The 24,395-nt window shown below is 72.6% G+C and carries 18 protein-coding genes, 1 tRNA gene and 3 pseudogenes; 10 read left to right on the top strand and 12 right to left on the bottom strand.

Features of this window, described 5'->3' with window-relative positions; genetic code table 11:
* Positions 1-38: 38 nt before the first annotated feature.
* Positions 39-551, bottom strand: coding sequence for a DUF309 domain-containing protein (locus VKA29_RS14025; protein WP_324785839.1), 513 nt, complete (start codon positions 549-551; stop codon positions 39-41).
* Between the two features lie 140 nt (positions 552-691).
* Here VKA29_RS14025 and VKA29_RS14030 point away from each other — a divergent pair.
* Positions 692-765: transfer RNA gene (locus VKA29_RS14030), tRNA-Pro, on the top strand.
* Between the two features lie 163 nt (positions 766-928).
* Here VKA29_RS14030 and VKA29_RS36965 read toward each other — a convergent pair.
* A pseudogene (locus VKA29_RS36965) lies at positions 929-997 on the bottom strand (ATP-binding protein); the annotation flags it as partial.
* A gap of 251 nt (positions 998-1,248) precedes the next feature.
* On the opposite strand from VKA29_RS36965, the pseudogene VKA29_RS14040 reads away from it, so the two are divergent.
* Both VKA29_RS14040 and VKA29_RS14045 read left to right on the top strand, forming a co-directional pair.
* Positions 1,249-1,503, top strand: a pseudogene (locus tag VKA29_RS14040) (SAM-dependent methyltransferase); the annotation flags it as partial.
* A gap of 138 nt (positions 1,504-1,641) precedes the next feature.
* Positions 1,642-2,517 (top strand): hypothetical protein, encoded by an 876-nt coding sequence (locus VKA29_RS14045; RefSeq protein ID WP_324785840.1) that lies wholly within the window; start codon positions 1,642-1,644, stop codon positions 2,515-2,517.
* Positions 2,518-2,922: 405 nt separating this feature from the next.
* On the opposite strand, the gene VKA29_RS14050 is transcribed toward VKA29_RS14045, so the two are convergent.
* Both VKA29_RS14050 and VKA29_RS14055 read right to left on the bottom strand, forming a co-directional pair.
* Positions 2,923-3,054 carry a hypothetical protein gene (locus VKA29_RS14050; protein ID WP_324785841.1) on the bottom strand — a complete coding sequence of 44 codons (132 nt, stop codon included), beginning with the start codon at positions 3,052-3,054 and terminating at the stop codon, positions 2,923-2,925.
* An 80-nt stretch (positions 3,055-3,134) separates the two neighbouring features.
* Complete coding sequence (locus VKA29_RS14055; protein ID WP_324785843.1) at positions 3,135-6,287, bottom strand: AfsR/SARP family transcriptional regulator; 3,153 nt, start codon at positions 6,285-6,287, stop codon at positions 3,135-3,137.
* 231 nt (positions 6,288-6,518) lie between these two features.
* On the opposite strand from VKA29_RS14055, the gene VKA29_RS14060 reads away from it, so the two are divergent.
* Positions 6,519-8,678: a tetratricopeptide repeat protein gene (locus VKA29_RS14060; protein ID WP_324785844.1), complete on the top strand. Its 2,160-nt coding sequence runs from the start codon at positions 6,519-6,521 to the stop codon at positions 8,676-8,678.
* A gap of 11 nt (positions 8,679-8,689) precedes the next feature.
* On the opposite strand, the gene VKA29_RS14065 is transcribed toward VKA29_RS14060, so the two are convergent.
* The 3 genes from VKA29_RS14065 to VKA29_RS14075 form a co-directional block, all read right to left on the bottom strand.
* Positions 8,690-9,379: a hypothetical protein gene (locus VKA29_RS14065; RefSeq protein WP_324785846.1), complete on the bottom strand. Its 690-nt coding sequence runs from the start codon at positions 9,377-9,379 to the stop codon at positions 8,690-8,692.
* A complete protein-coding gene (locus VKA29_RS14070) occupies positions 9,379-10,602 on the bottom strand; it encodes a hypothetical protein (protein ID WP_324785847.1) in 1,224 nt (407 codons plus the stop codon). The genes VKA29_RS14065 and VKA29_RS14070 overlap by 1 nt, the downstream gene beginning before the upstream one ends.
* A gap of 153 nt (positions 10,603-10,755) precedes the next feature.
* Positions 10,756-11,763 (bottom strand): LacI family DNA-binding transcriptional regulator, encoded by a 1,008-nt coding sequence (locus VKA29_RS14075; RefSeq protein ID WP_324785848.1) that lies wholly within the window; start codon positions 11,761-11,763, stop codon positions 10,756-10,758.
* Positions 11,764-11,899: 136 nt separating this feature from the next.
* On the opposite strand from VKA29_RS14075, the gene VKA29_RS14080 reads away from it, so the two are divergent.
* A complete protein-coding gene (locus tag VKA29_RS14080; RefSeq protein ID WP_324785849.1) occupies positions 11,900-13,054 on the top strand; it encodes a Gfo/Idh/MocA family oxidoreductase in 1,155 nt (384 codons plus the stop codon).
* A 164-nt stretch (positions 13,055-13,218) separates the two neighbouring features.
* Positions 13,219-15,027, top strand: a complete 1,809-nt coding sequence (locus VKA29_RS14085; RefSeq protein WP_324785850.1) for an ABC transporter ATP-binding protein — start codon at positions 13,219-13,221, stop codon at positions 15,025-15,027.
* Here the strand turns inward: VKA29_RS14085 and VKA29_RS14090 are convergent.
* From VKA29_RS14090 to VKA29_RS14110, 5 genes and pseudogenes are all read right to left on the bottom strand, one after another.
* Positions 15,017-15,802: a GntR family transcriptional regulator gene (locus tag VKA29_RS14090; RefSeq protein WP_324785851.1), complete on the bottom strand. Its 786-nt coding sequence runs from the start codon at positions 15,800-15,802 to the stop codon at positions 15,017-15,019. The two genes, VKA29_RS14085 and VKA29_RS14090, sit on opposite strands and share 11 nt — an antisense overlap.
* A gap of 71 nt (positions 15,803-15,873) precedes the next feature.
* A complete protein-coding gene (gene iolD, locus VKA29_RS14095; protein WP_324785852.1) occupies positions 15,874-17,757 on the bottom strand; it encodes a 3D-(3,5/4)-trihydroxycyclohexane-1,2-dione acylhydrolase (decyclizing) in 1,884 nt (627 codons plus the stop codon).
* A complete protein-coding gene (gene iolB, locus VKA29_RS14100) occupies positions 17,757-18,647 on the bottom strand; it encodes a 5-deoxy-glucuronate isomerase (protein WP_324785853.1) in 891 nt (296 codons plus the stop codon). Before iolB ends, iolD begins: the two co-directional genes overlap by 1 nt.
* A gap of 130 nt (positions 18,648-18,777) precedes the next feature.
* Positions 18,778-19,656, bottom strand: coding sequence for a Cgl0159 family (beta/alpha)8-fold protein (locus VKA29_RS14105; protein ID WP_324785855.1), 879 nt, complete (start codon positions 19,654-19,656; stop codon positions 18,778-18,780).
* Positions 19,657-19,682: 26 nt separating this feature from the next.
* A pseudogene (locus VKA29_RS14110) lies at positions 19,683-20,174 on the bottom strand (PfkB family carbohydrate kinase); the annotation flags it as partial.
* Between the two features lie 297 nt (positions 20,175-20,471).
* On the opposite strand from VKA29_RS14110, the gene VKA29_RS14115 reads away from it, so the two are divergent.
* The 4 genes from VKA29_RS14115 to VKA29_RS14130 are packed head-to-tail and all read left to right on the top strand — an operon-like array spanning position 20,472 to position 24,391.
* Complete coding sequence (locus VKA29_RS14115) at positions 20,472-21,485, top strand: sugar ABC transporter substrate-binding protein (protein WP_324785856.1); 1,014 nt, start codon at positions 20,472-20,474, stop codon at positions 21,483-21,485.
* Positions 21,485-22,564 carry an ABC transporter permease gene (locus VKA29_RS14120; RefSeq protein WP_324785857.1) on the top strand — a complete coding sequence of 360 codons (1,080 nt, stop codon included), beginning with the start codon at positions 21,485-21,487 and terminating at the stop codon, positions 22,562-22,564. Before VKA29_RS14115 ends, VKA29_RS14120 begins: the two co-directional genes overlap by 1 nt.
* A complete protein-coding gene (locus VKA29_RS14125; RefSeq protein WP_324785858.1) occupies positions 22,561-23,487 on the top strand; it encodes an ATP-binding cassette domain-containing protein in 927 nt (308 codons plus the stop codon). The genes VKA29_RS14120 and VKA29_RS14125 overlap by 4 nt, the downstream gene beginning before the upstream one ends.
* A gap of 1 nt (position 23,488) precedes the next feature.
* Entirely contained in the window at positions 23,489-24,391 is a 903-nt protein-coding gene (locus VKA29_RS14130; RefSeq protein WP_324785859.1) for a sugar phosphate isomerase/epimerase, read from the top strand.
* Positions 24,392-24,395: the final 4 nt, after the last annotated feature.

Here is a 24,395-nt window from a genome sequence, read left to right on the forward strand (position 1 = left end):
GGCAGGCATTCGCACCGCGTCCGCCCCGCCCGGCCGCCTCACCGCAGCCTGGGCGCCCGCGCCGCCGGATCCACGACCCCGCCGTCCCGCTCCACGGCGTCGGCCAGCTCCCGCGCCCAGACGTCCACCCCCGCGAGATCCATCCCGTACGGCCGCCGCACCCCCGAGCGCGCCGCCCACTCCGCGAGGTTCCCGGCGCCCCGCCGCAGCAGCCGGGCGCCGCCCGTGACGTTCCCCCGGGCGGCGTGCGTGAGCCCCACGGCGAGCTGGGCCAGGCCGCGCCACAACCCCCGCTCCTGTTCGGGCCCCGACTTCCAGGCGTCCTCGAACACCTCGTGCGCGTGGAAGGGCCGGCCCGCGTCCAGCAGCTCCTGGGCGTCGGCCACCGTCCGTTCCGGCGTGCGCACGACCCCCTCGGGCTGCCGGGCCACGCCCTGGGCCCCGTACGGCAGGGGCCGCCCGAGCCCGTCCCGGGGGCGCGCGCTGCGCGCCCGCCCCGCACCGTCCCGGTCCCGCACGCCCGCCTGCCGCCTGGAGCCCGTGTCATCCATGAGCCGATTGTCCCGCGCCCCCGCGCCCCCGCGCCCCCGCGCCCGCACGCCCCCGCGCCCCCGCGCCCGCTTCGGCCCGGGCCCGCGCGTGGGGTAAAGTAGGGCCCGCGCGATCACACGGCCGACCGTGTGCGACGCACCGGGACGTGGCGCAGCTTGGTAGCGCACTTGACTGGGGGTCAAGGGGTCGCAGGTTCAAATCCTGTCGTCCCGACAGGAGCTCCGCTCCGTAGTCGCAGATCGAAGGGCCCCACCCCGCACAGCGGGGTGGGGCCCTTCGACCATCTTCCGCCCGGACCGGTCGCCCCATGCGGCACATGCTCGGCACACGCGGCGGCCGACGCCGACAAACCCCCGACGATCACGAGAACCCAGCAGTCGTCCAGGCGGTGCGAGACGAGTCGGCGGGCGAGGCGCGCACCGCGTGGGGTCGAGGTGAAGCGCATGGTGAACTCGCGTTCGGGCGCGAGACGCTGTGGCACATGCTCGTTCGGGGGAGTCGCTGACTTCACGCAGTCAACGGTCGCGGACTCTGCGTAGCGTTGAACAGCGGCGACGTGCTGACCGGTGCGGGCTGTACACGCGACCGGCGCGCTTGTACGTGGTCTCGGGCGTGACCGGTTTTCGGGCTGTGCGTTCGCCCGGTGGAGTCTGGTGACGGGGATGGTCGTCCGGGAGGAGCTGCGGCGTGGACGAGCGCCGACGGCTCACCTCCGGCGGCGTCTTCGTCTTCTCCCAGCCGTCGGCCGTTCCTGGCGCGTACGGGCCGCAGGGCATGTACAAGGGAGGCTTCGCCGGCAAGGCGATGTTCACCTACCGCTACAGCTACCGACCGGCCGTCTGGGAGCGCCTGCTCACCCGGGCCGGGTTCGCCACGGCCGACGCGCGTGTCCTCGATGCTCCTGAGCCTGGGCACATCGGGACGTTCCTCGTGTGCGCGGTCGCTCCGTGAACGGCGACGCCGGTCATCAACATTCGTGCGGCGGTCCACGACGGCTGATGCGGCGCCACGTGGCAAGAAGAGGGCTCGGCTCTCAACGAGTTCCCGCAGCCCGGCCCTTGGAGTGCGAAGCCACTGTAGATTTCCGCCATGAAGCAGGGTAAAGAGGTCGAGAACCCCGAGTCGCGTTTCTCCGCGGTGCTGCTGGCGGCAGCGAAGCTTCCGGGTGTGCGTATCCACCGGGAGGCGTACCTCCGAAGTGCGCTGGCTCGCCACTGTTCCGAGGACGACATCCGACGAGCGATAGAAGAGACCCCCGCTGCGGCGGGCATCGCTCCCGAGGTGCTCGACAAGGTGGCCAACGATTCAATTCGCTACGAAACCGCCAAGGTGAGCGCTCTCTCAGCCGCTGCCGGCATACCCGGCATCCTCGCCCTTCCCGCCACTGTGCCCGCCGACGTGGCCCAATACTTCGGCCACATGGTGCGTATCGCACAGAAACTCGCATACCTTTACAGCTGGCCCGATCTGTTCTCCGACGAGGGCGATGACGTCGATGACGCGACCATGGGGGTGCTCACGCTGTTCTTCGGCGTGATGTTCGGCACCCAGTCGGCGAACGCCGCTGTCGGCAAGGTTGCCGGGATGATGTCGAAGCAGGTCGCCAAGAAGCTGCCCCAGAAGGCACTCACTCAGGGTGTCATCTACCCGATAGTCAAAAAGGTTGCGGCATACCTCGGCGTCCAGATGACAAAGCAGTCCTTTGCGACGGGGGTCTCGAAGGCCATCCCTCTCATCGGGGCCGTTGTCGCCGGCGGGCTCACCTTTGCGACCTACCTTCCGATGGTCCGGAGGCTCAAGAAGCACCTCGCCAGCCTGCCACTGGCGGAACCGTCGTACCGAGTGATGGATGGGGAAGTCGTGGACGGCGAAGTCGTGGAAGACAACGAGCCTTTCGTCACAGCACACGCTGAGCAGCACGGCGCGGACACCACTGTCGTCAGACTGGAGGAATCCCAGTCTTGACGCCGTGAGTGCCCTCCTGCACCAAGGGGGACGGGGCGGTCGCTGGTCAACCAGCGTTCGTTCGAGGGCGATCTGGGCGATCTCCAGCCAGATCTGGTTCTGCGAGCTGTCGTGGAGGGGAAGACTGCGCAGTCCGGTGGCGCGGGCTGCGCCGATGCGGTGTGGTCGGTGGCGGTGTCGCTGCCGGCCCTGCCCGGCCGCAGCAACCACCACATCTGACGCTTGCCCGGTCGGCGAGAGGGGAGGAGGGCGGCCTCGGTCCGGCGTCTGTCACCGCCGCGAAGTCGGTGCGGAAGTCCGCGTCCAGGGCGGCCTGTACCGCGAGTGCCGTGCGCGCTCGGCACCGCCCGTCCGAAGGGTGGGGTGACGGTGGGTGCTGTCACCCCGGTGCGTGGCGCAGCCCTTTCACTGATCCCGCATCATGATGCATCCGTCCTTGTCGGAGACCGGCTCCGCTGCCGTAGCGCTCGCCGCGCCGAGAACGGCGAAGGCGACGACCAAGCCGGCGATGACGGTGCAGATGCGCATCATCCTCACGTGAACAGCACTCTCCCTTGATCCATTATCAGGCCAGGGAGATTATCTGATGATCAGCTTCCTGTGAAATCGAAGCAAGTTCACTGTCTTTGCCGGTAGTTGCCGCTCAGGGCGCGTGTCAGAACGCTCTCCGCCCGCGCCTTCTCGTCGAGGTCGTGGGTGCGCTCGGCCATGGCGATCGCGGCCTTGAGGTGCTCCCTCGCCGGGCCGGGCCGGCCCGCGTCGAGATGGGCTTGCCCGATACCCCGCAGCGCCCGTATCTCCTGGTGCGCGGCGCCGATCAGGCGGGCGACGTCCAGGGCCTCCGCCAGATGCCGCACCGCCTCCTCCGCGTCGCCCGCTCTGCGGTGCGCCTCGCCCAGGCCGATCAAGGCGTCGGCCTGGCTCTTGCGGTCATCGAGTGCGCCGAATTCCGCGAGGGTCTCCCGGTAGAGCCGGAGTGCCGCGGAGATGTCGCCCATTTCCGTCAGCGCGTCGGCCAGGCTGCTGCGAACCGTGGCGCGGTCGTAGCGGTTTCCGCCGTGTTCGAGAATCGCGAGTGCCTCCTCCAGCGAGCGGCGGGCGGACCGCGGGTCTCCGCGGCGCATGTGCAGGTCGCCCATGTTGTTGAGCGTCTTGCCCACGGCCGCGTGATCGCCGGCCTCGGTGAATCCGTGCAGGGCCTTGTCGAAATGTTCCAGCGCGCGATCGTGGTCCCCGAGGAACAGCAGGGTGACCGCCATGTTGTTGTGCAGGCGCGCGCGGGCCTGGGAATCCCCGGACACCGCGACGATGGCGTACGACTTCTGGAAGAGGGCGAGTGCCGCCCGGTGGTCGCCCAGGTGCCAGTGCAGGGTGCCGAGCGTACGCAGCACCTCGGCCTCCGCCTCCGCGTCCCCCGTCGCGCGCGCGATGCGCAGGGCCCGGTCGCCGCTGTCGGCGGCCTCCTGGTAGCGGGCGGTATGCGCGTGGACCGCGCTGAGCTGGAGCAGGGCGCGGCACAGCGCGGCCTGCTCGCCGGTCCGGGACCAGTGGTCGACGGCGTTCTCCAGCACGATCCGGGCGTCGTGCCAGTGGCACTCCTCGTTGAGGTGGCCGGCCATGGCATAGGCGAGCCGGGCGGCGGGGCCGGGGTGGCCCTGGCTGCGCGCGTGCCCCTCCATGGCCAGCAGGTTCGCCCGCTCGGCGGTCAGCCAGGACCGCGCCGCGTCGGCGCCCGGCCAGTGCGGCGGCCGGTCGTGGCCGCGGTCTCGCGGCGGGGCGGTCCTGGTACGGCGGGGGTAGGCGACGCGGTCGGCACGGTCGGCGGCGTCGACGTAGAAGTCCAGCAGGCGCCGCAGCACGTCGGCGCGCTCCCGGTCGGTGTCGTCGGCACGGGACCTGGAGTGGCCGTACTCCCGCAGCAGGTCGTGGAACTGGTACCGGTCCGGGACCGGTTCGCGCAGCAGATGGCAGGCCAGCAGCGACTCCAGCATCCGTTCCGCGGCGGTGGGGCCGAGGCCCAGTGCGGCGGCCGCCGACTCCGTCGTGAGGTCCGGGCCGGGGTGCAGGCTGAGCCGGCGGAACGCGGCGCGCTGCTCCTCCGTGAGGGTCTGGTACGTCAGGTCGAAGGCGCGGACCATCTCCTTCTCCGTGTCCCGGATCTCGCCCAGCCTGCCCTCGGCGCGGGTCAGGCGGTCGGCGAGGGTGGTGAGCGTCCAGGCCGGATGGGCGCGGAAACGGCCCGCCACCAGCTCGATGGCGAGCGGAAGAAAGCCGCATAATCGCGCGATCAGGGCGGTCTGCTCGGCGTCCTGGGTCCGCTCCCGGCCGGCGAACGCGCGGAACAGGGCGATGGCGTCGTCCGTCGGCAGCACGTCCAGCGGGATGTGCCGGGCGTGCGGCAGACCGGGCAGGTGGCGTCGGCTGGTGATGATCGTCAACGAGGGCGAGCCGCCCGGCAGCAGCGGCCGGATCTGCGCGGCGCTCACCGCGTCGTCGAGGACGATCACCGCCCGGCGCCCGGCCAGCATGGTCCGCCACAGCGCGGTACGACCCTCCAGCTCGACGGGGATGGAATCCGCCGGGGCGCCCAGCAGTCTGAGCAGCGTGGCCAGGGCGGCCCCGGGCCCCAGCGGATCGCCGGCCGGGGAGTGGCCGCGCAGGTCCAGGTACAGCTGGGCGTCGGGGAACCGTTCCGCCAGCCGGTGCGCGCCGTGCACGGCCACGGCGGTCTTGCCGATCCCGGCCATGCCGCTGATGGTGCTGACGCACTCCAGGCTGATCACCGAGCCGTCCTCGGCCGCCGCCTCGACCGCCGCGCTCAGCGCCCGCAGTTCCGTGTGACGGCCGACCAGCGGCGGCTGGTGCGGCAGGTTCCTCGGAGCGGACGGAGGCGTAGGCGCGGACGGAGACAAAAGGACAGGCGCAGGACCAGGAACAGGAGCAGGAGCAGGAGCAGGCGGGGTCGGGGGCGCGGTCTGCCGGGGCGAGGGTGGTTGCCTGCCCCGGACCAGGTCGGCGACCGGGGCGCGGTCGAGAATGCCGCGGTGGATGCGGTTCAGCTCGGCACCGGGACGCGAGCCGTACTGCGTCATCAGCAGCCGGCGGATCTCCTGGTGCACCCGCAGCGCGTCGGTGTAGCGGTTGCCGCCGTAGTACGCCAGCATCAGCTGACCCGCCAGGGTCTCGTCACCCGGATGCCGGTCGACGAGCGCGCGCAGCTCCGCGCTCACCTCCGCGAACCGGCCCAGCCGCAGGGCGGCGGCGATCCGGGAGACGGTGGCGGCCAGCCGCCGTTCCGCCAGCGTCCGGCGCACGGTCCCGGGCCACTGGCCGGGCAGCCCGGCCAGGGCCTCGCCCCGCCACAGGCGTTCGGCGCGCTCCAGCACGGCGGTCGTCCGTTCGTCGTCACCGCTCGCGGCGAGGACGCCGGCCCGGGTCACGAGATGCAGGAACCGGTGCCAGTCCACGTGTTCGCGGCCGGCCTCCAGCGTGTAGGTGTGGGCCCGGCTGACGATGCGGGGCGCGGGCCCCGGCGACGGGTCGGCCGGCCGCAGCCGCCTGCGCAGCCGCGAGACATAGCTGTGCACGCTCTCGCGGGCGCGCGCCGGAGGTTCACCGTCCCAGAGCCGGTCCACGAGCACGTCCAGCGCCACGGGCCGGCCCACGTCCAGCGCCAGCAGGGCCAACAGGGCGCGCTCCTTGTCCGAGCCGAGTTCCACCCGCCGACCGTCCACCCGGAGCCCCACCGGGCCGAGTAGCTGGAAATCCATCAGTGCCTCCTGCTGGTCCGACCACGTCGACGAACTGTGCAGAGGGAATCGGGCATGTCATGGAGCGACGAGCATGACAGGCGGCGGAGGGTGTTTCCAGGTACGGCCGCGTGCTGGCCGAAAGGTGGCTCCGCGGCGCGGCCGGCCCGCGCGGTCCGCATCGTCCGGGGTGCGGCGGGGGTAGGACCGACTGGACCGAGGGAACGGGCGACCGGCCGGGGGGCGGACACCATGAGCGCGGCGGGGCAGGACGGCCGAGGGAGCCGGAGCCGTAATTCCATCAGTGGATCGGCCCAGCTCAACGGCCCCACCGTCCAGGCCCGCGACATCCACGGCGGCGTCCGGATCGAGAGCGCCCCGCCTCCGCCTCCGCCGACGCCGCGCCAACTGCTGCCCGTCCCGGCGCACTTCACCGACCGCCAGGACGAACTGGCCGCCCTGGACCGGCTCCTCGCACGGCACACGGACGCCGGCTCCACCCAGCCGCTGATCGTGGTCAACGGCCCGGCCGGCATCGGCAAGACCACCCTGGTCTCGCGATGGCTGCATCGGCACCGGTCCGACCTCCCCGACGGGCAGTTGTACGCCGACCTGCGCGGACACGTGGCGGACGGACCGGCCGACGGACGGGCGGACGGACGGGCGGACGGGCCGGCGGACCCCGGGGACGTGCTCGGGCGGTTCCTGCGGTCGCTCGGCGGCTGGGCGGTGCCCATGGAACTGGCGGAAAGGGCGTCCCTGTGGCGGACCGTCACCGCGGACCTGCGGTTGGCGGTCATGCTGGACAACGCCTTCTCCGCGGCGCAGATCCGGCCGTTGTTGCCCGGCGGGCCCGGTGGCCTCGTCGTGGTGACCAGTCGGCACCGGCTGACCGGACTGCGGCTGGACGGGGCCGAGTTCCACCGGTTGCGGGCGCTCGGACCCGACGCGGGCATGGAGTTGTTCGTTCGAGGTGCGGGAGAGGACCGCGTATCGGGTCAACTGCCCGCCGTCCGGCAGATCGTCGACCTCTGCGCGGGCCTGCCCCTCGCCGTGTGCCTCGCCTCCGCCCGGCTCGCCGCCCGCCCGAGACAGCCGGTCGCCGCACTCGCGGACGCGCTCACGCCCGACACCGGCCGCCTGGCCGCACTGGAAGTCGAAGGGGAGGCCACCGTGCGCAAGGCCCTGGACGCGTCGTACGCCGTGCTGGGCCCGGAGGCGGCCCGGACGTACCGGGCGCTCGGCCTGCTGCCCCTGCCCGACTTCGACGTCCGGACGGTCGCCGCGGCCTGCGCGGAGTCGTTGGAGTGGGCGGAACACCGGCTGGACGAACTCGTCGAGGCCAATGTGATCGAGGAGATCGGCCCGGACACGGTGCGCTTCCACGACCTGGTCCGCGTCCACGCCCACGACCGGGCAACGGCGACCGACACCGACGCCGACCGTGACCGCGTGCTCCGGCGGGTCGCCGACTGGTACCTCCGGGCCGCCACCGAGGCGCAACGCCGCATCACACCGGCCCAGTCGACCCTCCCCCGGGACTACGCCCACCCGTCCCGGCTGCCCGTCCCCTTCACGGACGAGGCCGGGGCGCTGCGCTGGCTGAACGACCGGCGTACCCACCTCATGGCGGTCCTGCGGCTGGCCGGCGAGCGTGACTGGCACTCCACGGCCTGGCAACTCGTCGACGCCATGTGGCCGTTGTTCCTCCGGCTGCGCCACTACGACCTGTGGATCGAGGCCCACCGCATCGGCCTGGAAGCCGCCCGCAGGGACGGACACCGGGAGGCCGAACGGCAGATGCTCAACTCCGGGGCCATCGGTCTGAGCGCCGCCCGCCGGCTCGACGACGCCGCCGAGTGGTACACGGCGTCCCTGCGGGCGGCCCGGGAGGCCGGTGACGCGCGGGACGAGGGGCAGGCGCTGCTCGGCCTCGGCGGCTGCCACTACGAGGCGGGACGCTTCGCGGAGGCCGTGCCGTACCTGAACCGCGCGGTGGCGACCTGGGAGAAGTGCGGCTACCGGCGCGGAGTCGCCCTGGCCCGAGTCCTGCTGGGCGAGGTCGCCCTCGCCCGGCAGGACGCCGAGCGGGCCGTCGCCTGCTTCACCCGGGCTCGGACCGAACTCCTCGCCGTGTCCGACCCGCACGACGCGGCCCGCGCCCTCGCCTTCCTCGGCCGGGCCCGCGCCCGGACCGGCGACCACGAGACGGGCACCGCGCAACTGGAGGAGGCGCTGGCGGTGTTCACCGCCTCCGGAGCCGTCCACTGGCAGGCCCGCACGCTGGAGATGCTCGGCGACACCGCGCGTGAACGGGGCGAGGACACGGCCGCCGAGGACTTCCACGGCCGGGCCCTCGCCCTGTACGAAACCACGAGCCCGGCGGACGCCCGCCGGATGCGGGGCTCGTAGGAGCCGCCTCCTCACGTGCCGTGCAGCACCCGGATGTCCTGGATCTCCTCCAGCGTGTGTCCCGCCGCCAGCCAGGCGTGCAGGCAGGACGCGAGCAGCGGCTCGTCCGGCCGGACCCGGTGGGCCAGCGGCACCACCGTCCGGCTCCTTCCCCCGGCGACCGCCCAGCCGCCCGCCGCCAGCGGCGCCGCCACCAGCCGGCAACCCGGATGAGCGGCCGCGATGTCGTCCAGCCGGCGCGCCGCGTCGGCGAACGCGCGCGGATGCCGATCGTGCAGCACGTCGGCGCAGACGGCGGGCCACCGGCTCCCGGGAGCGACCTCAGCGGCGACGTGCTCGTCCGTGTCGTCGGTGCCATCCGCGTCGTCGGTGTCGTACGGCGGGCCGTCGGCGGCGGGCGTCGGGCGGCCGACGTGGGCCAGCAGGTGGTAGTGCCTCCCGGCCGACCGCACCCGGAGCCACAGGTCCGGCACGGCGTCGTGCCGGAAGATCCCGGCGTGCGGCGGCGGTGTCCCCGGACGGGCCGAGCTGTGCGGCCGCGGCGCCTGCAGACAGGCCGAGCCGTGCGGCGGCGGCGTCCCCGGACGGACCCGGATGCGCGGCCGCGGCGCCTGCAGACAGGCCGAGCCGTGCGGCGGCGTCCCCGGACGGGCCGAGCCGTGCGGCCGCGGTGTCGCCAGACGGACCGAGACGATACGCATCACGCCGGCACCTCCCGGTGTCCGCGCGCCCACGCCGTCAGCGACGGCGGCTCCGGCAGGGCGGCCGTCTCCGGTTCGTGAGCGGGCCGGCCCAGTCCCAGCAGGCGGTACATGAGCCGCCGCATGTTGCGGTTGAAGCGGCCGGGCTCCGAGGTGATGCGCGCCGCGATCGCCGCGTACTCCTCCCGGTGGTATTCGTCAGCCGCGTAGTGCAGCTGGCCGAGGAGCGGATGGGCGGGGGACAGGAACGGCGCGGTCACGGCGAGCGCGGCGGCGGGCGAGGCGGGGTTGATCTCCCGCTCCGGCGCACTGGCCAGCAGGATGGGCGCGCCGGTGAGCGTGCCGTACAGCGTCACGGAACCGTGGTCGCCGATGATCCAGTCCGCCGCGATCAGGACACTGCGCCAGTCCGCCTCCGGGGGCACGAGCGTGACGCCCCGCCCGGCGCACCGCGCCAGCCACGCCCTGACCTGCCAGGCGCCGTGCCCTGACCACACGTTGGGATGAACCAGGACGACGCACCGGAACCGGCCGGGGGGCAGCTCCGCCACGAGCCGGGGCAGCAGGGCGTCGAGCCGGCCGAAGGACGAGCGAGTGCCCCACGTCGAGACCACGACCACCAGTCTCTCGTCGTCCGCGAGGCCCAGCGCCCGGCGGTAGTCCGCCCGCAGCGGCAGGCTCGCCGCGATCCGGTCGTGCACCGGGTCCCCGACGACGTGGGCGAGCGGGAGCGCCTCCGGGCAGTGCCGTGCCAGGACGGCCAGTTCGGCGTGGTGGGGCACCACGACGGCGGCGGGCAGCCGGCCCCCGGGGGCGAGGTCCTGCCGGCGCAGCCCGGCCACCCCGGTGTGCGGCCCCGAGTCCAGACGCTTGAGGTAACCGGCCCCGTGCGGCAGCGTGATCAGCGGGGCGGAGATCCTTTCGACACCCCGCGGCCCGGCCGCCAGGGCCAGGTCGAACGTCATCCGCACGGCCTCGTCCCAGGGCAGCACCGCGCCGCCCAGCAGTTGCAGGAAGCGCGGCACCTCGTCCCCGAAAACGTGCGGCGGGGCGGTGAACACCACCTGCACCCGGAAGTCGGCCTCCAGCAGCGACAGGACGTCGACCAGCCGCTTTCCGTAGGTGAGGGTGTGCACGACGACCAGTACCGTCTTGCGCTCGACGAGCGTCAGCCACTCCCGGCCCTCGGCCGACGCTTCCGTGCCTTTCCGCAATGCCGACATGATGTCCCCCGTTGTCCGTGCGGGCCCGGCTCGGCCCGTTCGGCGAGCCTCTGCCCCCGCCGGTGGACGGAAGACCTGCCGGGGCCTTGCGGAAACCTTGCAGCGGGCCGTCCGGCGTGCCGACCGCGGATCCCACCGCCGCGGCAGCCCTCGTCAGGCGGCGCTCGCCGGTGCGGCCGTGGTGCCGCGGACCTCCAGCGCCGGTGTGGCGAGGTCGACCCGTGCGGGGCGGTCCGGCGCGTCGATGCGCTCCAGGAGGCGCCGGGCGGCCCGCCGGCCCACCTCGTGACCGGCGTTGTCGACGCTGGTCAGCCACAGGTGCCGCAGGCGGGAGAGGTAGGTGTTGTCGTACCCGACCAGGGAGAGGTCGCGGGGGACCCGCAGGCCGCTCTCCTCGGCGGCGGACAGGGCGCCGACGCAGGTCATGTCGTTCACCGCGAAGACGGCGGTGGGCCGCCGCGGGCGGCTCAGCAGCCGGACGGCGGCCCGGTAGCCGCCCTCCTCGGTGAGGTCGCCCTGCTCCACGACCGCCGTGCCGGCCAGCCCGTGCTCGCGCATGGTGGCCTCGAAGCTGCGGCGGCGCAGGTCGCCGACCGCGCCCCGGCCGGCGATGTGGGCGATGTGCCGGTGGCCGAGGGTGATCAGGTGCTCGGTGGCCAGCCGGGCGCCGAGTTCGTCGTCGCCCGCGACCAGGTCCACGCCGGGCAGCACCGGTTCGCGGGTGCCGGCCACGACGGTGGGGACCCGCCCGGCGGCGGCGCGCAGCGCCCCCGGGTCGTGCAGGGTGCCGACCGCGACCAGGCCGTCGACGCGCAGTTCGGCGAAGGTGCGGGTGAGGTCCTCGCCGAGGCGCCGGTTGAGGTTGCCGTCGGCCAGCAGCGTGTGCAGACCGCTGTCGTACAGGCGGGAGTTCAGGCCGTCGAGCAGTTCCACGAACCAGGGGTTGCGCAGGTCGTTCAGCAGCACGCCGACGGTGCGGGTGCGCCGCTCGCTGAGGCTGCGCGCGGCCGCGTTGGGCCGGTAGCCGAGCTCCTCGACCGCGGCGAGCACCGCCGCCCGCTTCTCCGGCCGCACGCCCTCGGCGCCGCGCAGCACCAGCGAGACCAGGGACTTGGAGACGCCGGCCCGCGCGGCGACGTCACGGATGGTCGGAGCGGTCATGATGTGCACCTCATGGTGTGGACCGTTCCATAGACAGTGCTGTGCTGTAAAGCCCCTGGTGCAGGCCCTTGACATCCCACGGAAGCGCCGATCATGGTGAGCCCAGGCTTTTGGATCGGTCCAAAGAAGGGCTGTCATGGTGAATACGCTCGGCGTCGCCGTCGTGGGGTTCGGCTGGATGGGGCGCGTCCACACCCAGGCGTACAGCCGCCTGCCGCACCACTTCCCCGAGCTGGGGCTGCGGCCGGAACTGATCGCCGTCGCCGACGAGGTGCCCGGCCGCGCCGAGGAGGCCGCCCGGCGCTACGGCTTCGCCTCCGCGCTCCGCGACTGGCGCGAGATCGCCGCCGACCCGCGGGTGGACGCGGTGAGCATCACCGCCCCCAACTTCCTGCACCGCGAGATCGGCGTGGCGATGGCCGAGGCGGGCAAGCACATCTGGATCGAGAAACCGGTGGGGCTGACCGCCGAGGACGCCCGCGCCGTCGCCGGTGCCGCCGCCGCGGCCGGCGTGCACGGCACGGTCGGCTTCAACTACCGCAACGCGCCCGCCGTCGAGGCGGCCCGCGAGATGATCGCCGCCGGCGCGATCGGCGCCGTCACCCATGTCCGCATCCGGCTGTTCAGCGACTACGCCGCCCACCCCGAAGGTGCCCTGACCTGGCGCTACGAGCGCCGGCGCGGCGGCAGCGGAGTGCTGGGCGACCTCGCCTCGCACGGCGTGGACCTGGCCCGCCGCCTGCTCGGCGACATCGCCTCCCTGACCGCGGACACGGCCGTCTTCGTCCCCGAGCGGGCCCGGCCGGCCGGCGCCACCGCCGGGCACACCCGCGCGGCCGGCGGCGAACTCGGACCGGTGGAGAACGACGACTACGTCAGCTGCCTGCTGCGCTTCGCCTCCGGCGCCCGCGGCGTCCTGGAGGCCTGCCGGGTCTCGGTCGGCGAGCAGAACAACTACGGCTTCGAGATCCACGGCACGAGCGGAGCCCTCTTCTGGGACTTCCGCCGCATGGGCGAACTCGGCGTCAGCCGCGGCACCGACTACCAGGACCAGCCCGTCACCACCCGCTACGTCGGCCCGGGCGACGGCGAGTACGCCGCGTTCCAGCCCGGTTCGGCCAACGCCATGGGCTACGACGACCTGAAGGTCGTGGAGGCCCGCCACTTCCTGCGCTCCATCGCCGAGGGCGGCGCACACGGGGCGACACTGGACGACGCGGTCGCGAGCGCGGTGGCACTCGACGCCATGACGCGCTCCGCCGAACGGGGGACCTGGGTCACCCTGGACTGAGCCCGCAAAACCCCCGAAATCCCAGGTCGAGCGCGTACGGGCGGGTGCGGGACAGGCCACGTCGGCCGAGAAAAACGCATGGACCGCTTCAGCGGCGTCGCGGGACACTTCGAGGCCTTGCGGCGGCACGTGGCGGGCTGCCGTTACGACGTCTCGGGGTGGTCATGGGATCGGCTGAATCACGCGCGCCGGGCAAGGGCTCGGTGCTGCTCGCACTGCGGTACTACGGATGGGAGCTGACCCGGCTGAGGTGGCTCACGCTGCCGGCGCTGCTGTTACCCGCGCTCGGCAACATCGGCATCAACTACCTCGCGCCGCTGGCCGTCGCGAAGCTCGCCGGACGCATCGCCGACGGCGCGAGGCTCACCCTCCACGCGGCGCTGCCCTACGTCCTCGCCTTCGCCGGCGTGCTGCTGCTCGCGGAGGCGCTGTGGCGCGTCGGCCTGCACTGCCTCAACCGCCTCGACGCCCTCGGCATCGAGCACCTGTACGTGATCGGCATGGACGAGCTGTTCGCGAAGGACGCCGCGTTCTTCCACGACAACTTCGCCGGGTCGCTGACCAAGCGGGTGCTGAGCTTCGCCTCCCGCTTCGAGGTGTTCGTCGACACCGTCGCGTTCCAGATCGTGGGCAGCCTGGTGCCGCTGGTGTTCGGGTCGGTGGTGCTGTGGCGCTACGAGCCGTGGCTCGTCGTCGGGCTGCTGGTGATGATCACCGTCACGGCGCTGTGCGTGGCGCCCCTCATCCGGCGCCGTCAGACGCTGGTGCGCGGGCGCGAGGAGGCGATCGCGCGGGTGTCAGGCCATGTCGCCGACAGCCTGATGAACATGGACACCGTCCGGGCGTTCGCCGCCGAGGAACGCGAGGCGGCCGAGCACCGCTCCCGCGTGGCGCAATCCCGGCGCCTGACGCTGAAGTCGTGGGACTACGGCAACCTGCGCATCGACACGCTGGTAGCGCCGCTGTCCGTGCTGACCAACGCGCTGGGCCTGCTGCTCGCGATCGCGCTCGGCGGGGGCGGCCACAGCGTGGAGGCGGTCGTGGTCGCCTTCACCTACTACACCAACGCGACGCGGATCATGTTCGAGTTCAACCAGATCTACCGGCGCCTGGAGAGCGCCATGACGGAGGCCGCGCAGTTCACCGAGCTGCTGCACACCCCGCCGACCGTGCTCGACCCGCCGTCGCCGCAGCCCCCGCCCACCCGCGCCGCCGACATCCGCTTCGAGCGCGTCACCTTCGCCCACGCGGGCGCCGAACCGCTCTTCGAGGGCCTGGACCTGGACGTGCCCGGCGGGGCACGGATCGGCCTGGTCGGCAGGTCCGGCGGCGGCAAGTCCACCCTCACCCGGCTGCTGCTGCGGATGACCGACATCGACGCCGGCCGGATCCTGATCGGGGGCCGGGACATCAGCCGGCTCCGTCAGGCCGACCTGCGCGGCCTGATCGCCTACGTGCCCCAGGAGCCGGCCATGTTCCACCGCACGCTGCGGGAGAACATCGCCTTCGCCCGCCCGGACGCCACCGACGCCGAGATCCGCGCCGCGGCCGAGGCGGCGCACGTCACGGAGTTCGCCGACGCGCTGCCGGAGGGCCTGGAGACCATGGTCGGCGAACGCGGCGTCAAGCTCTCCGGCGGACAGCGCCAGCGCGTCGCGCTCGCCAGGGCGATCCTGCGCGACGCGCCGATCCTGCTGCTGGACGAGGCGACCAGCGCCCTGGACTCGGAGAGCGAGGTCCTGGTCCAGGAGGCGCTGTGGCGGCTGATGGAGGGGCGGACGGCGCTCGTGGTGGCGCACCGGCTCAGCACGGTCGCCGCCATGGACCGGCTCGTCGTCCTGGACCGCGGCCGGATCGTGGAGCAGGGCACCCACCAGGAACTGCTCGCGCGGGACGGCGCCTACGCGAGACTGTGGCAGCACCAGTCGGGCGGCTTCCTCGACGACAGCCCCGGCGCCTCCGTCACGGTCTGACCAGCAGCTGGAAGTCGAACGAGTACCGGGAGGCGCGGTAGACGTGCGTCCCGTACTCGACCGGCCGGCCGGTGTCGTCGTACGCGGTGCGCTGCATGGTCAGCAGCGCGGCGCCCTCCTTCTCGGCGAGACGGGCGGCCTCCTCCGCGGTGGCGCAACGGGCGCCGACGGTCTGCCGGGCGCTGTGCAGGGTGATGCCGGCGGCGCGCATCAGCCGGTACAGGCCCGTCGACTCCAGCCGGGCGGTGTCGAGTTCGAGCAGGGAGGCGGGCAGGTAGTTGCACAGGAACGCCACCGGATGGCCGTGCGTGCTGCGCAGCCGCTCCAGCACGACCACCTCTTCACCCTCCGCGACCCCGAGCGCGGCCGCCACCTCGGCGGACGCCGGCCGGTGCTCGTGGCGCAGCACCTCGGTGGTCGGCCCCTGCCCGGCCGCCTCCAGGTCGTCGTAGAGGCTGCTGAGTTCCAGCGGGCGCTTGACCTGGCTGTGCACCACCTGGGTGCCGACGCCGCGGCGGCGCACCAGAAGGCCCTTGTCGACCAGGGACTGGATGGCCTGGCGGACGGTGGGCCGGGACAGGCCCAGGCGGCCGGACAGGTCGACCTCGTTGCCCAGCAGATCGCCCGGGGCGAGGACCCCGTGCTCGATCGCCGCCTCCAGCTGCTGCGCGAGCTGGTAGTACAGCGGCACCGGACTGCCCCGGTCCAGGGCGAAGTCCAGCGAGCCGAGCGCGGCGGCGTTCTTGGCACGTGCGGAGCCACTGGTCCTCGCCATGGCCGTACCTCCCTGTGAGGGTGTGTCAGGAGTGGCTGGGGAAACCGAAGGGCCTCCTTTGGACGGGGAGTTCAGAGGTGGCGGCGGTCGGCGACCTGGCGGTCGTACGCCTCGCGGGCCCGCACCGCGGCCTCGCGGGAGGCGGTCTCGGCGACCGGCACGTCCCACCAGGCCTCGGCCGGGGGAGCGGCCGGGCCGGCGGTGCCGGTCTCCACGTACACGCACGTCGGCCGGTCGGAGGCGCGGGCCGCGGCGAGTGCCGCGCGCAGCTCGCCGACCGTCCCGGCGCGCAGCACGTCCATGCCGAGGCTGCCCGCGTTGGCGGCCAGGTCGACCGGGAGCGGGTCGCCGGTGAAGGTGCCGTCGGCGGCGCGGTAGCGGTAGGCGGTGCCGAACCGCTCGCCGCCGACGCTCTCCGACAGACCGCCGATGGAGGCGTAGCCGTGGTTCTGCACGAGCAGCAGGTTGACCGGCAGGCCCTCCTGCACGGCCGTGACGATCTCGGTCGGCATCATCAGGTAGGTGCCGTCGCCGACCAGCGCCCACACCGGGGTGCCGGGCGCGGCCTGCTGGACGCCGATCGCGGCCGGGATCTCGTAGCCCATGCACGAGTAGCCGTACTCCAGGTGGTACTGGCGCGGACCGCGCGCCCGCCACAGCTTGTGCAGGTCGCCGGGGAGCGAACCGGCCGCGTTGATCACCACGTCGTCGTCGCCGACGACCGCGTCCAGCGCGCCGAGCACCTGCGTCTGGGTGGGCACGGCGCTGTCGTCGTCCGAGCGGTAGGCGGCCTCCACCACCCGCTCCCAGCGCTCCTTGCCGGCCCGGTACCCGGCCTCGTGGCCGGCGTCGACGCGGTGCCCGGCGAGCGCCTCGGTCAGCCGCTCCAGACCGGCCCGCGCGTCGCACACCACGGTCCGCGCGGCCAGCTTGTGGGCGTCGAACGCGGCGATGTTGAGGTTGACGAACCGCACGTCCGGGTTCTGGAAGAGGGTGCCGGAGGCGGTGGTGAAGTCCGTGTACCGGGTGCCGACGCCGATCACCAGGTCGGCGGTGCGGGCGACGTCGTCGCAGACGGCCGTGCCGGTGTGGCCGATGCCGCCGAGGTCGGCGGGGTGGTCGTGGCGCAGCGAGCCCTTGCCCGCCTGGGTGGAGGCGACGGGGATGCCGGTGGCGTCCACGAGCGCCTTCAGCGCCTCCTCGGCCTCGCTGTGGTGGACGCCGCCGCCCGCGATGATCAGCGGGCGGCGCGCCGCGCGGATCGCGTCGACGGCCGCGGCCAGCTCGGCCGGGTCCGGCGCGGGCCGCCGCACGTGCCACACGCGCTCGGCGAAGAACTCCTCCGGCCAGTCGTACGCCTCGGCCTGCACGTCCTGGGGCAGGGCCAGCGTCACCGCGCCGGTCTCGGCCGGGTCGGCGAGGACGCGCACCGCGTTCAGCGCCGAGGGGATCAGCGCCTCGGGGCGGGTGACGCGGTCGAAGTACCGGGAGACCGGGCGCAGGGTGTCGTTGACCGAGACGTCGGCCTCGGTGGGGTGCTCCAGCTGCTGCAGGAGCGGGTCGGCGGCGCGGGTGGCGAAGTAGTCGCCGGGCAGCAGCAGGACCGGCAGCCGGTTGACGGTGGCCAGCGCGGCCCCGGTGACCAGGTTGGTGGCGCCGGGGCCGATGGAGGTGGTGACGGCCTGCGCGGACAGGCGGTTGAGCTGCCGGGCGTGACCGACGGCCGCGTGCACCATGGCCTGCTCGTTGCGGCCCTGGTGGTACGGCATCGCCGCGTCCGGCCCGATGCCCGCCTCCACCAGGGCCTGGCCGATGCCCGCCACGTTGCCGTGCCCGAAGATGCCCCAGGTGCCGGCGATCAGCCGGCGCCGTACGCCGTCGCGCTCGGTGTACTGGACGGACAGGAAGCGCACCAGGGCCTGCGCGACGGTCAGGCGGCGGGTGGGGGTGCTCATCAGGACTTCTCCGGTGCCGTGTAGAGGGGGAGACGGGGGTCGACGGGCTGTTCGGGCCAGGTGTCGCGGATCCAGGCGTGATCGGGGTGGTCGCAGATCAGCCAGGCGCGCTCGGCCTCGGGCCCCGCCATGACGTTGAGGTAGTACATGTGGTGGCCGGGCACCGCCATCGACGGCCCGTGCCAGCCGTCCGGGACGAGGACGACGTCGCCGTCGCGCACCTCGGCCAGGACGTCGGTGCCCCGGCCGTGGCCGGAGGGCGAGACGCGCTGGTAGCCGAGGCCGGGGACGGCGTCGTGGGCGGCGAACTCGAAGTAGTAGATCTCCTCGAGCACCGACTCCTCGCCGGGGCGGTGCTCGTCGTGCTTGTGCGGCGGGAACGACGACCAGTTGCCGCCCGGGGTGATCACCTCGACCGCGATGAGCTTGTCGCACTCGAAGGCGCCTGCCGCGCCGAAGTTGTTGACCTGGCGGCTGCTGTTGCCGGTGCCGCGCAGTTCGACCGGCACCGACGAGGCGGGCCCGTAGCGGGCGGGCAGCCGGCGGGTGCAGCGCGCCCCGGTGAGCGCGAACCGCCCGCCGCCGGGGGACGAGACGGTCACCCGGGCGTCCCGCGGCACGTAGGCGAAGTCGCTGACGGCCGTGAACACGCTGTCGCGGCCGGTGAGTTCGAAGGTGTCGTGGCCGAAGTCGTCGTCGGCGGCTACGGTGCAGCCGCCGGACAGCGGCAGCACGATCCACTCGCTGTCGCCCGTGTCGAAGGTGTGCGTGCCGCCCGGCGGCAGCCGGAGCACGCGCAGGCTGGAGTAGCCCCAGCCGGCCTTCTCGGGGCTGACGTCCACGGCGTACGGGCCGCTGCCGGCCTCTCCGGCGGGAAGGTGATACGTCATCGGTTCCTCCGGGTCACGACGGGCGGTCGGCGGTCGGCGGTCGGTCGGCGGGCGGATCTGCGGGTGGGCCGGCGGGTGGGCCGGCGGGCGGGACCGTGGGGCGCGGCACGGGGCGCGGCACGGCGGCGCCTCACAGCAGCCCCACGGCCGTGTCGACCGCGCTCTCCACACTGCCCTCGGCCGGGTACAGCAGCGAACGGCCGACGACCATGCCCATGACGGTGGGCAGCCGCAGGGCCTTGCGCCAGCGCTCGTAGGCGCCTTCCTGGTCGTCGCCCACCTCGCCGCCGAGCAGGACGGCCGGCAGGGTGGACGTCTCCAGCACCTCGCCCATGTCGTCGGGGTCCTCGGTGACGGGCAGTTTCAGCCAGGTGTAGGCGGAGGTGCCGCCCAGTCCCGAGGCGATGGCGATGGACCGGGTGACGGCCTCGGCGGACAGGTCGTTGCGCACCCGGCCCTCGACACGGCGGGAGACGAACGGCTCCACGAACAGCGGGAGCCGGTGCGCGGCCATCGCGTCGACGGCGCGGGCGGCCGACTCCAGGGTGGTCAGCGACCCCGGGTCGTCGTAATCGACGCGCAGCAGCAGCTTGCCGGCGTCGAAGCGGAGCCGGGCGATGTCCTCGGCGCGGTGGCCGGTGAAGCGGTCGTCCATCTCGAAGACCGCGCCCGCGAGGCCGCCGCGGTTCATGGAGCCCATGACGACCTTGTCCTCCAGCACGCCGAGCAGCAGGAGGTCCTCCAGGATGTCGGCGGTGGCCAGCACCCCGTCGACGCCGGGCCGGGACAGCGCCGTGCAGAGACGTTCCAGCAGATCCGCCCGGTTGGCCATGGCCAGGCGCCGGCCGCCCACGCCGAGGGCGCCGCGCGCCGGGTGGTCGGCAGCCACGATCATGAGGCGGCCGCTGTCGCCGAGCAGGGGCCGGCGCACCCGGCGGGCGGCGGCCTCGGCGACGGCCTCGGGGTGCCGGGCCCTGACCGAGACGAGGTCGGGGATGCTGATGGTCAAGACGGAAGCTCCGTTCGGGGAGGTCAGGCGGCGGCGCGGGCCGGCAGGTCGCCGACCTCCGCCGCGGTCGGCAGCCCGGTGCCGGTGATCCGCAGGATGCGGGCCGCGCGGATGACGGACAGGTCCAGTTCGTCGGCGTGTATCTCCAGGTCGGGCACGTTGGGCTGCCGGTAGAAGGACAGCGGGAAGTCGTCCGGCGGGAAGATCTCGCAGAACGTCACCGGTGTCGGGTAGGCGTCCACCGGCGTCACCCAGCGGTCGTCGACGCCGGGATCCCGCAGCGCCCGGTGCCGACAGGCGCCGAAGGGGTCGTTCCCGGTGCGGCTGATCAGCGCGGTGCGCCGGCCGAGCCGGGCGGCGGCGACCGCCGCGTTCGCGGCCGAGCCGCCGAGGAACCTGCCGAAGGTCTCCACATGCGTGAGGGGCACGCCCGGCTGCATAGGATGGAGATCGACTCCGAGACGGCCCATAGTGATCAAGTCGAAGGACTGGACGACGGACTCCAACGGCTCAGCCATGCGCGACGCTCCTCGAGCTGTCCTGGGGACGCGGGGGCCCGTGGGCCTCCCGCCTCCCAGGTGTAGGCCGCCGTGGCCGACGCTGTCAATAGTTTGTACGGACATTCGGACCTGTAAGTGAAATGATGTCTTAACAAAGTATTGACAGTGAGCGCGTCAAGGGATTGGATCCCGTCCCAGCACGACAGCCGCTTCCGCGGCTCACGACCCGGAGCTGCACCGCAGGTCCGGGCCCCGGATCCCGACGATCCGCCGGCATCCCCGTCTCCCCCCGTCGCACAGTGAGGTGCAGGACAGATGGAACGCTCTTCTCTCTCCCGCAGACTGGCCCCCGCGGTGGCCCTGGCAGCTGCGGCGGCACTGACCGTCGCGGGCTGCTCCAGCAGCTCCGGCGGCAAGAAGGCCGAGGAGAGCGCGGGCGGCGCCTCCGCGGGCAAGGCCACCACGCCCCGTATGACGGTCGCCCTGGTCACCCACCAGTCGCCCGGTGACACGTTCTGGGACATCGTCCGCAAGGGCGCCGAGGCCGCCGCCGCCAAGGACAACATCAAGCTCGTCTACTCCGCGGACCCCAGCGCCGGTGCCCAGGCCACCCTGGTCCAGAACGCCATCGACCAGAAGGTCGACGGCATCGCCATCACCCTCGCCAAGCCCGACGCCATGAAGGACGTCGTGTCCAAGGCGACCCAGGCGAACATACCCGTCGTCGGCCTGAACTCCGGGGTCAGCGACTGGAGGAAGCTCGGCCTGATGGAGTTCTTCGGCCAGGACGAGACCGTGGCCGGCGAGGCGTTCGGCAAGAAGCTCGACGAACTCAAGGCCAAGCACGCCGTCTGCGTCGTCCAGGAGCAGGGCAACGTCGGCCTGACCCAGCGCTGCGACGGACTGAAGAAGACCTTCTCCGGCAAGACCGACGTGCTGTACGTCAACGGCACCGACATGCCGTCCGTGAAGTCGACCATCACCGCCAAGCTCAAGCAGGACAAGTCCATCGACTACGTGGCCACCCTCGGCGCCCCGTTCGCGCTGACCGCGGTGCAGTCGGTGTCCGACGCCGGCAGCAAGGCCAAGATCGCGACCTTCGACCTGAACAAGGACCTGACCGGCGCCATCAGCAAGGGCACCATCGAGTTCGCCGTGGACCAGCAGCCCTGGCTCCAGGGCTACCTGGCGATCGACTCGCTGTGGCTGTACAAGAACAACGGCAACTACATGGGCGGCGGCGAGCAGCCCGTGCTGACCGGTCCCGCCTTCGTGGACAAGTCCAACGTCGACGCGGTCGCCAAGTACGCCGCGAAGGGCACTCGGTGATGAGTACGACCCAGGATGCCGAGCCGGCGGTGACCACACCGCCGGCCTCCGGCCCCGGCAAGGAAACCGACGGGCGCACCGCCCGTCGCCCCCTGGCGCTCAGGCTGCTGGCCCGCCCCGAGGTGGGCGTCCTCCTCGGCGCCGTCGCGGTGTACGTCTTCTTCCTCGTCACCGCCCCGCCGGTGCGCGACGGATCCTCCATGGCGAACGTGCTCTACCAGTCGTCGACCATCGGCATCATGGCGCTTCCGGTGGCGCTGCTGATGATCGGCGGGGAGTTCGACCTGTCGTCCGGTGTCGCCGTGATCACCTCGGCGCTGACCGCGAGCATGCTGAGCTACCAGCTGACCGTGAACGTCTGGGTCGGCGTCGTCCTCGCGCTCGCCGTGTCCCTCGCGGTCGGCTTCTTCAACGGCTGGATGGTCGTCAGGACCGGCCTGCCCAGCTTCCTGATCACCCTGGGCAGCTTCCTGATCCTGCAGGGCGTCAACCTCGCGGTGACCAAGCTGGTCACCGGCAACGTGGCCACCGACGACATCAGCGACATGGACGGCTTCGACCAGGCGAAGAAGATCTTCGCGTCGACCTTCGACGTCGGCGGCGTCCAGGTCAAGATCACCGTGGTCTACTGGCTGGTCTTCGCCGCCCTGGCCACCTGGGTGCTGCTGCGCACCAGGTACGGCAACTGGATCTTCGCCGTCGGCGGCAACAAGGAGTCCGCGCGGGCCGTCGGCGTACCCGTGAACTTCACCAAGATCTCGCTGTTCATGCTGGTCGGTTTCGGCGCCTGGTTCGTCGGCATGCACCAGCTCTTCACCTTCAACACCGTGCAGTCCGGCGAGGGTGTGGGCCAGGAGCTGATCTACATCTCCGCGGCCGTGATCGGCGGCTGCCTGCTGACCGGCGGCGCCGGCTCGGCGATCGGCCCGGTCTTCGGCGCCTTCATGTTCGGCATGGTGCAGCAGGGCATCGTCTACGCCGGCTGGAACCCCGACTGGTTCAAGGCGTTCCTCGGCGCGATGCTGCTCGGCGCGGTGCTGATCAACCTGTACATCCAGCGCACGGCGACCCGGAGGTGACCGACATGACGACAGCCGACGAAGCCGGCACCCACGGCGCCATCACCGCCGACACCGCCGCCGACGACGGGGACGGGGCGATCGTCGAACTGCGCCGCGCGGGCAAGTCCTACGTCAACATCCGCGCCCTGCACGGCGTCGACCTGAAGGTGTACCCCAGCCAGGTCACCTGCGTGCTCGGCGACAACGGCGCCGGCAAGTCCACCCTCATCAAGATCATCTCGGGTCTGCACCAGCACACCGAGGGCGAGTTCCTCGTCGACGGCGCCCCGGTGCGCTTCTCCACCCCGCGCGAGGCGCTCGACAAGGGCATCGCCACCGTCTACCAGGACCTCGCGGTCGTCCCGCTGATGCCGGTGTGGCGCAACTTCTTCCTCGGCTCGGAGATGACCAAGGGCCGCTGGCCGCTGCGCCGCCTCGACATCGAGAAGATGAAGCAGACGGCCGACCACGAGCTGCGCGAGATGGGCATCGTCCTGGACGACCTGGAGCAGCCCATCGGCACCCTCTCCGGCGGCCAGCGCCAGTGCGTGGCCATCGCCCGCGCCGTCTACTTCGGCGCCCGCGTGCTGATCCTGGACGAGCCGACCGCCGCCCTGGGCGTCAAGCAGTCCGGTGTGGTGCTGAAGTACATCGCCGCCGCCCGCGACCGCGGCCTCGGCGTCATCTTCATCACCCACAACCCGCACCACGCCTACATGGTCGGCGACCACTTCAGCGTGCTGCGCCTGGGCACCCTGGAGATGTCCGCGTCCCGCGACCAGGTCAGCCTCGAGGAACTCACCAACCACATGGCCGGCGGCGCCGAACTCGCCGCGCTCAAGCACGAGCTCGCACAGGTCCGCGGAGTCGACGTCGAGGAACTCCCCGAGAAGGACGCCCTCACCGCACCCGGCGCGGCCGCACCCGAAGGGAAGTCCTGACATGCCCGCAGCGCTGGACCGCATCCGGGTGGGCTCCGCCCCCGACTCCTGGGGCGTCTGGTTCGCCGACGACCCCCTGCAGGTGCCCTGGGAACGCTTCCTGGACGAGGTCGCCGAGGCCGGTTACTCCTGGATCGAGCTCGGCCCCTACGGCTACCTGCCGACCGACCCGGCCCGGCTCACCGACGAGGTGAACAAGCGGAACCTGAAGGTCTCCGCCGGCACCATCTTCTGCGGACTGCACCGCGGCCCGGCCGAATGGGACGGCACCTGGGAGCAGGTCAGCCGGGTCGCGGCGCTCACCCGGGCCATGGGCGCCGAGCACCTGGTCGTCATCCCGTCCTTCTGGCGTGACGACAGGACCGCCGAGATCCTGGAGCCCCCGGAGCTGACCGGCGAGCAGTGGGGCCACCTCACCAAGGGCATGGAACGGCTCGGCCACGAGGTGAAGGAGACCTACGGCCTCGACATCGTCGTCCACCCGCACGCCGACACCCACATCGACACCGAGGCGCACGTCGAGCGCTTCCTCGACTCGACCGACTCCGACCTGGTCAACCTCTGCCTCGACACCGGGCACTACGCCTACTGCGGCGGCGACAGCGTCAAGCTGATCGAGACCTACGGCGAACGCATCGGCTACCTGCACCTCAAGCAGGTCGACCCGGAGATCCTCGCCGACGTGCGGGCGAACGAGGTGCCGTTCGGCCCGGCCGTGCAGCGCGGCGTGATGTGCGAACCGCCCTCCGGCGTACCGGAGCTGGGTCCGGTGCTGGAGGCGGCGCAGCGGCTCGGCGTGGACCTCTTCGCGATCGTCGAGCAGGACATGTACCCCTGCGAGCCGGACAGGCCGCTGCCCATCGCGGTACGCACCCGCAAGTTCCTGAGGTCCTGCGGCGCCTGACCGC

Source organism: Streptomyces sp. H51 (assembly GCF_035656535.1).
GTDB lineage: Bacteria > Actinomycetota > Actinomycetes > Streptomycetales > Streptomycetaceae > Streptomyces.

What these genes read in the sequence shown, in the direction of transcription:
- VKA29_RS14130 (WP_324785859.1), top strand. Translation starts at nt 23,489, where the DNA reads ATGCCCGCAGCGCTGGACCGCATCCGGGTGGGCTCCGCCCCCGACTCC.
- VKA29_RS14065 (WP_324785846.1), bottom strand. Translation starts at nt 9,379, where the DNA reads ATGCGTATCGTCTCGGTCCGTCTGGCGACACCGCGGCCGCACGGCTCG.
- iolD (WP_324785852.1), bottom strand. Translation starts at nt 17,757, where the DNA reads ATGAGCACCCCCACCCGCCGCCTGACCGTCGCGCAGGCCCTGGTGCGC.
- VKA29_RS14045 (WP_324785840.1), top strand. Translation starts at nt 1,642, where the DNA reads ATGAAGCAGGGTAAAGAGGTCGAGAACCCCGAGTCGCGTTTCTCCGCG.
- VKA29_RS14025 (WP_324785839.1), bottom strand. Translation starts at nt 551, where the DNA reads ATGGATGACACGGGCTCCAGGCGGCAGGCGGGCGTGCGGGACCGGGAC.
- VKA29_RS14120 (WP_324785857.1), top strand. Translation starts at nt 21,485, where the DNA reads ATGAGTACGACCCAGGATGCCGAGCCGGCGGTGACCACACCGCCGGCC.
- iolB (WP_324785853.1), bottom strand. Translation starts at nt 18,647, where the DNA reads ATGACGTATCACCTTCCCGCCGGAGAGGCCGGCAGCGGCCCGTACGCC.
- VKA29_RS14060 (WP_324785844.1), top strand. Translation starts at nt 6,519, where the DNA reads ATGAGCGCGGCGGGGCAGGACGGCCGAGGGAGCCGGAGCCGTAATTCC.
- VKA29_RS14055 (WP_324785843.1), bottom strand. Translation starts at nt 6,287, where the DNA reads ATGGATTTCCAGCTACTCGGCCCGGTGGGGCTCCGGGTGGACGGTCGG.
- VKA29_RS14085 (WP_324785850.1), top strand. Translation starts at nt 13,219, where the DNA reads ATGGGATCGGCTGAATCACGCGCGCCGGGCAAGGGCTCGGTGCTGCTC.
- VKA29_RS14075 (WP_324785848.1), bottom strand. Translation starts at nt 11,763, where the DNA reads ATGACCGCTCCGACCATCCGTGACGTCGCCGCGCGGGCCGGCGTCTCC.
- VKA29_RS14090 (WP_324785851.1), bottom strand. Translation starts at nt 15,802, where the DNA reads ATGGCGAGGACCAGTGGCTCCGCACGTGCCAAGAACGCCGCCGCGCTC.
- VKA29_RS14115 (WP_324785856.1), top strand. Translation starts at nt 20,472, where the DNA reads ATGGAACGCTCTTCTCTCTCCCGCAGACTGGCCCCCGCGGTGGCCCTG.
- VKA29_RS14080 (WP_324785849.1), top strand. Translation starts at nt 11,900, where the DNA reads ATGGTGAATACGCTCGGCGTCGCCGTCGTGGGGTTCGGCTGGATGGGG.
- VKA29_RS14070 (WP_324785847.1), bottom strand. Translation starts at nt 10,602, where the DNA reads ATGTCGGCATTGCGGAAAGGCACGGAAGCGTCGGCCGAGGGCCGGGAG.